The organism is Paraburkholderia sp. SIMBA_053, from assembly GCF_046534895.1.
Taxonomy (GTDB): Bacteria; Pseudomonadota; Gammaproteobacteria; order Burkholderiales; family Burkholderiaceae; genus Paraburkholderia; species Paraburkholderia caledonica.
Map to the genome: position 1 here is coordinate 1 of NZ_JAWRXU010000985.1, position 260 is coordinate 260.

1 pseudogene is annotated in these 260 nt (G+C 61.9%); it reads right to left on the reverse strand.

What is annotated here, in order from left to right:
- Positions 1-50: 50 nt before the first annotated feature.
- A pseudogene (locus SB753_RS38555) lies at positions 51-260 on the reverse strand (ABC transporter permease); the annotation flags it as partial.

Sequence of the window (260 nt, forward strand, 5' to 3'; positions counted from 1 at the left end):
GTGTGCGGCGCGAACAGGGGCTTGGCAAGTTTCATGTCGGTAGGCTCCGTTCAGCCGAGGCTCAGCGATGAACGCGTGAAGCGTCCATAGATCACATACAGCACCAGCGTCGCGGCAAGCAGCAGCGCGCCGAGCGCACACGCCATGCCCCAGTTGATCGTCACGTTGGTGAAGTAGGCCACGTAGTAGCTGACCATCTGGTCGTTCGGGCCGCCGAGCAGCGCCGGCGTGATGTAGTAGCCGATCGCCAGAATGAAGAC